The following is a 3,746-nucleotide window of genomic DNA, read 5'->3' as shown; positions in this document are numbered from 1 at the left end:
TGCACGCCAGAGTGGTTACGCTCTCTGTGCCCAAGAAGCTGCGAGCGGAGCGGATTGTGCGGCCTGTATCTGTTTTTTTTGCAAAACAGCTGCGGCCGCTTTCGGCGCCGCACTTTCGTCTTGCTCGGATGTCGTCCGTACCAAGCGGAGCCTTACGAGTAAGCGTTATGGGCTCGCAAAGCTTGCGCGAAAGACAGTTGTAGAAATTTTATTCCGAAAAGTATTTTTGAAATTTTACTTCACAAAATTTTAAAATTTTCAACCAGACTAAATTTTAAAATTTTAACGAAGCCCGATTCAAAACTCCAATGAAGCCGAATTATGAAATTTTATCCCGCAAAATTTTAAAATTTTATCGGCAGACTATAGTTTGAAATACAATCGCAGATCCGCCCACTGTGCCCCGTAAATTTAAACCGCTCGCCCGCTCCGCAAAAGATGGTTTTAGAAGTTTATTCCGCAAAACCTTTTAGAAATTTTACCTCGCAAAATTTTAAAATTTTAACGAAGCCGAATTCAAAATTCCGGCGGAGCCAAATTTTAAAATTTCAACGCAACCGAATTTTAAAATTTAGCAAAGCCGAATTCTGAAATTTTATCGCAGCCAAATTTCCGCTCTCGTTTCATAAACGTTACCTTTTGAAATTTCGCCGCTCGCGAGGGCTTAAATTTCACGCGGATTCAAAACTCCTCAAACCCTCCGCTGTCGCTCGCTCAGATTAAATTTTAAAATTTCGCTCGCATCGTACTGCTCCTCAAATTTACACACTACGAAATTTTAACCGATTTTCGCTCCGAAATTTATGCCGCATTAATCGCCGCGGATATATAATAGCGAATGTCATATTTCACAAAGGAGTAAGCATGGCTACAATCCAACCAAGCTATAAGCTTTTCATCGACGGCGAGTTTGTGGGTGCCGAAGGCGGCGCGAGCCTAGACGTTTTTAATCCCGCTACCGGCGAGAAAATTTCAAAGATCGCAGATGCTAGCAAGGCGGACGTCGATAGAGCGGTCGCCGCGGCCCGCAAGGCGTTTGAGAGCTTCCGCCGCACTAGCGTTTATGAGCGCAGCGCGCTGCTAAATAAGATCGCCGACGTCCTAGAGCAAAACGCCGAGTTCATCGCCACCGTAGAGACTATCGACAACGGCAAGCCGATCCGCGAGACGCGCGCGGTCGACGTAGCGTGGTCGATCGAGCATTTCCGCTATTTTGCGGGCGTGATTTTGGGCGAGGAGGGCAGCGCGAATATGCTAAAAGAGCGCTATCTATCCGTCGTCTTGCGCGAGCCGATCGGCGTAGTAGGACAGATCGTGCCGTGGAATTTCCCGTTTTTGATGGGCGCGTGGAAGCTCGCTCCGCTGATTGCTGCGGGCGATACGTGCGTATTTAAGCCAAGCTCCGAGACCAGCCTTAGCATTTTGGAGTTCATCCGCCTAATCGCGCCGCTACTTCCAAAGGGCGTCATCAACGTCGTAACCGGCAAGGGAAGCAAGGCAGGCGAGTTCGTCCGCACTCACAAAGGGCTTGATAAGCTCGCATTCACGGGCTCTACCGAGGTCGGCAGAGGCATCGCGCTAGCCGCGGCGCAAAAGATCATCCCCGCTACGCTTGAGCTTGGCGGCAAGAGCGCGAACATCATCTTTGATGATTGCGACTTCGACGTTGCGATCGACGGCGTGCAGCTAGGGATCCTTTTCAACCAAGGCCAGGTCTGCTGCGCGGGAAGTAGAATTTTTGTGCAGGAGGGCATTTACGATAAATTCGTACCGGCGCTCGTGGAGAAATTTAAGCGCATCAAGGTGGGCGATCCGCTCGATCCGAACACCCAGATGGGATGCCAGATCAACAAAAAGCAAGCCGATAAAATTTTAGAGTACGTAAAAATCGGCGTAGAGGAGGGCGCTAAGATCGCCGTGGGCGGCAAGCGACATAGCGCGGGAGAGGCTTTCGTCGAGCCTACGCTACTCGTGGACGTACGCAACGATATGCGCGTGGCGCAGGAGGAGATCTTCGGTCCTGTGGGCGTCGTGATTAAATTTAAAGATCAAGACGAGCTCGTCCGCATGGCAAACGACAGCCTCTATGGGCTAGGCGGCGCAGTATTTACGCGCGACATCGCAAAGGCGCTCACGGTCGCACGCCTGCTTGAGACGGGTCGCGTGTGGGTCAATACCTACAACCAGATCCACGCCGGCGCGCCGTTTGGCGGCTACAAAGAATCGGGCATCGGTCGCGAGACGCACAAGATGATCCTGGATCACTACACCCAGACCAAAAACATCTACATCGACACGATCTCTAAACCGAGCGGCTTTTACGAGCAGTAAGGGCTTAGCGCGGTACCTCGGGCTACGTTTCGGGCGGTTTGCGCCGCCCGAAATTTTATTTTGCTTTATTTGAATTGCGTATTTAATTTTAAGATTAATATAGGCTCATCATTTGGCAGTAAATTTTTATTTGCCAACCTTATGCCTTTATAAACATTTATCGTGATTTTAACATTTGGTATGTCGGTAGCTTTTGAAAAATTATTTAAGAGCAACTTTATATCATCATCTCTAGCGCCATAAATGTTTACTATGCTCTCATATCTATCGGTAATTTTTCCACAAGACCAAGAACCGCCTAGATGATTTAAATCTCTTATTCCTTCAAATATTATTTCTTCTGCTTTGTCGTTATACTGATTCCGACATTCCCTACCGTCGCAGCCGAATAATATAAATGCGGCGACTATCAAAAAGAAACACTTTGTAAATTTCAGCATTTCATTTTCCTTAATTTGATTTTGTGTCTAATTTTACGGTTAATATATTCTTGCTAAATGGTGGCGGAGTTTTGCTGCCCCATTTCCAATATCTCTCATAAACCGATATAGTAATTTTGACATTTGGAATTTGTGCCGCTTCTGCTACATTCTTTAATAAAGTTTCTAAATCATCGTTGCTAGGTCCGTAAAAATTTATAAAGTATTCATGGTTGTCAATAGACCCGCACGTCCAATCTCTATTTTCCTTATCCTTTAAATTATCAGTTATAATAGAAAACGCCTTATTATTGTATTCGTTGCGGCATTCATTACCGTCGCAGCCGAATAGAACAATCGCAAAAAATATTGCAACAAGAAATTTCATGGCGAAATTAAAAAATCCGCCTGTTTTTATAGTTTGATAACTACGGTCGCAACACATTTTCGCTCCTCAGATAAAATCCCTGTATTCGATATTTTTATCGCTCATTAAAATTTTTAATTTTTCAAAATCTTCTTTTGTTATATAATCCATCGGTATAACTATCGAGCAAATATTTAGTACCAAATTTTTAAAGCTAAATTTGAGTTTAATAAAAAATTTATTGTGCCCTAAAAAATATGTAAATATCCAAAAATACTTGATTTCATCAAATGGAATATCTCTTTGCCAGAAAAAATATCTCACGACCATACGATCATCGTAACATGCAATAAATTTAAAACAATTCGGGATAATCTCTGCGTAAAAAAGCCCGATCAGCATCACCCAGCCTACGATAGGCGCATAAGGCTTGTCAAGCATTATAAAAACAATGGCGATATAAAATTGTAAAATTTTAACTATCGTATAAAAAGGTCCGTAAAAACGCCTCGCCCTTTTTATGATTAGCAGCGGTTCGTCCGGTTTCGTATCGCTCATTTTTGCTCCTCAGATAAAATCCCTATATTCGATATTTTTATCACTCATTAAAATTTTTAATTTTTCAAAAT

General features: G+C 44.0%; 4 protein-coding genes. 1 reads left to right on the top strand and 3 read right to left on the bottom strand.

Going from position 1 to position 3,746, the window contains the following annotated elements; all coding sequences use genetic code 11:
• Positions 1 to 864 precede the first annotated feature (864 nt).
• Positions 865 to 2,331 (top strand): aldehyde dehydrogenase family protein, encoded by a 1,467-nt coding sequence (locus tag Q0236_RS04330; protein WP_297915464.1) that lies wholly within the window; start codon positions 865 to 867, stop codon positions 2,329 to 2,331.
• 65 nt (positions 2,332 to 2,396) lie between these two features.
• Here Q0236_RS04330 and Q0236_RS04325 read toward each other — a convergent pair whose 3' ends face one another.
• From Q0236_RS04325 to Q0236_RS04315, 3 genes are read right to left on the bottom strand one after another with little or no spacing between them, the layout of a single operon-like run.
• Complete coding sequence (locus Q0236_RS04325; RefSeq protein ID WP_297915462.1) at positions 2,397 to 2,771, bottom strand: hypothetical protein; 375 nt, start codon at positions 2,769 to 2,771, stop codon at positions 2,397 to 2,399.
• Positions 2,772 to 2,781: 10 nt separating this feature from the next.
• Complete coding sequence (locus Q0236_RS04320) at positions 2,782 to 3,195, bottom strand: hypothetical protein (protein WP_297915460.1); 414 nt, start codon at positions 3,193 to 3,195, stop codon at positions 2,782 to 2,784.
• Positions 3,196 to 3,204: 9 nt separating this feature from the next.
• On the bottom strand, positions 3,205 to 3,675 hold the full coding sequence (locus tag Q0236_RS04315; RefSeq protein ID WP_297915458.1) for a hypothetical protein: 471 nt from the start codon (positions 3,673 to 3,675) through the stop codon (positions 3,205 to 3,207).
• Between the last annotated feature and the right edge of the window lie 71 nt (positions 3,676 to 3,746).

The organism is uncultured Campylobacter sp. (assembly GCF_938031315.1).
GTDB lineage: Bacteria > Campylobacterota > Campylobacteria > Campylobacterales > Campylobacteraceae > Campylobacter_B.
Note: the sequence above shows the minus strand (reverse complement) of the source record. Positions and strands in the feature narration are given on the sequence as shown.

Coding starts and splice junctions, on each gene's coding strand:
- Q0236_RS04330 (WP_297915464.1), top strand. CDS start 865: ATGGCTACAATCCAACCAAGCTATAAGCTTTTCATCGACGGCGAGTTT.
- Q0236_RS04320 (WP_297915460.1), bottom strand. CDS start 3,195: ATGTGTTGCGACCGTAGTTATCAAACTATAAAAACAGGCGGATTTTTT.
- Q0236_RS04315 (WP_297915458.1), bottom strand. CDS start 3,675: ATGAGCGATACGAAACCGGACGAACCGCTGCTAATCATAAAAAGGGCG.
- Q0236_RS04325 (WP_297915462.1), bottom strand. CDS start 2,771: ATGCTGAAATTTACAAAGTGTTTCTTTTTGATAGTCGCCGCATTTATA.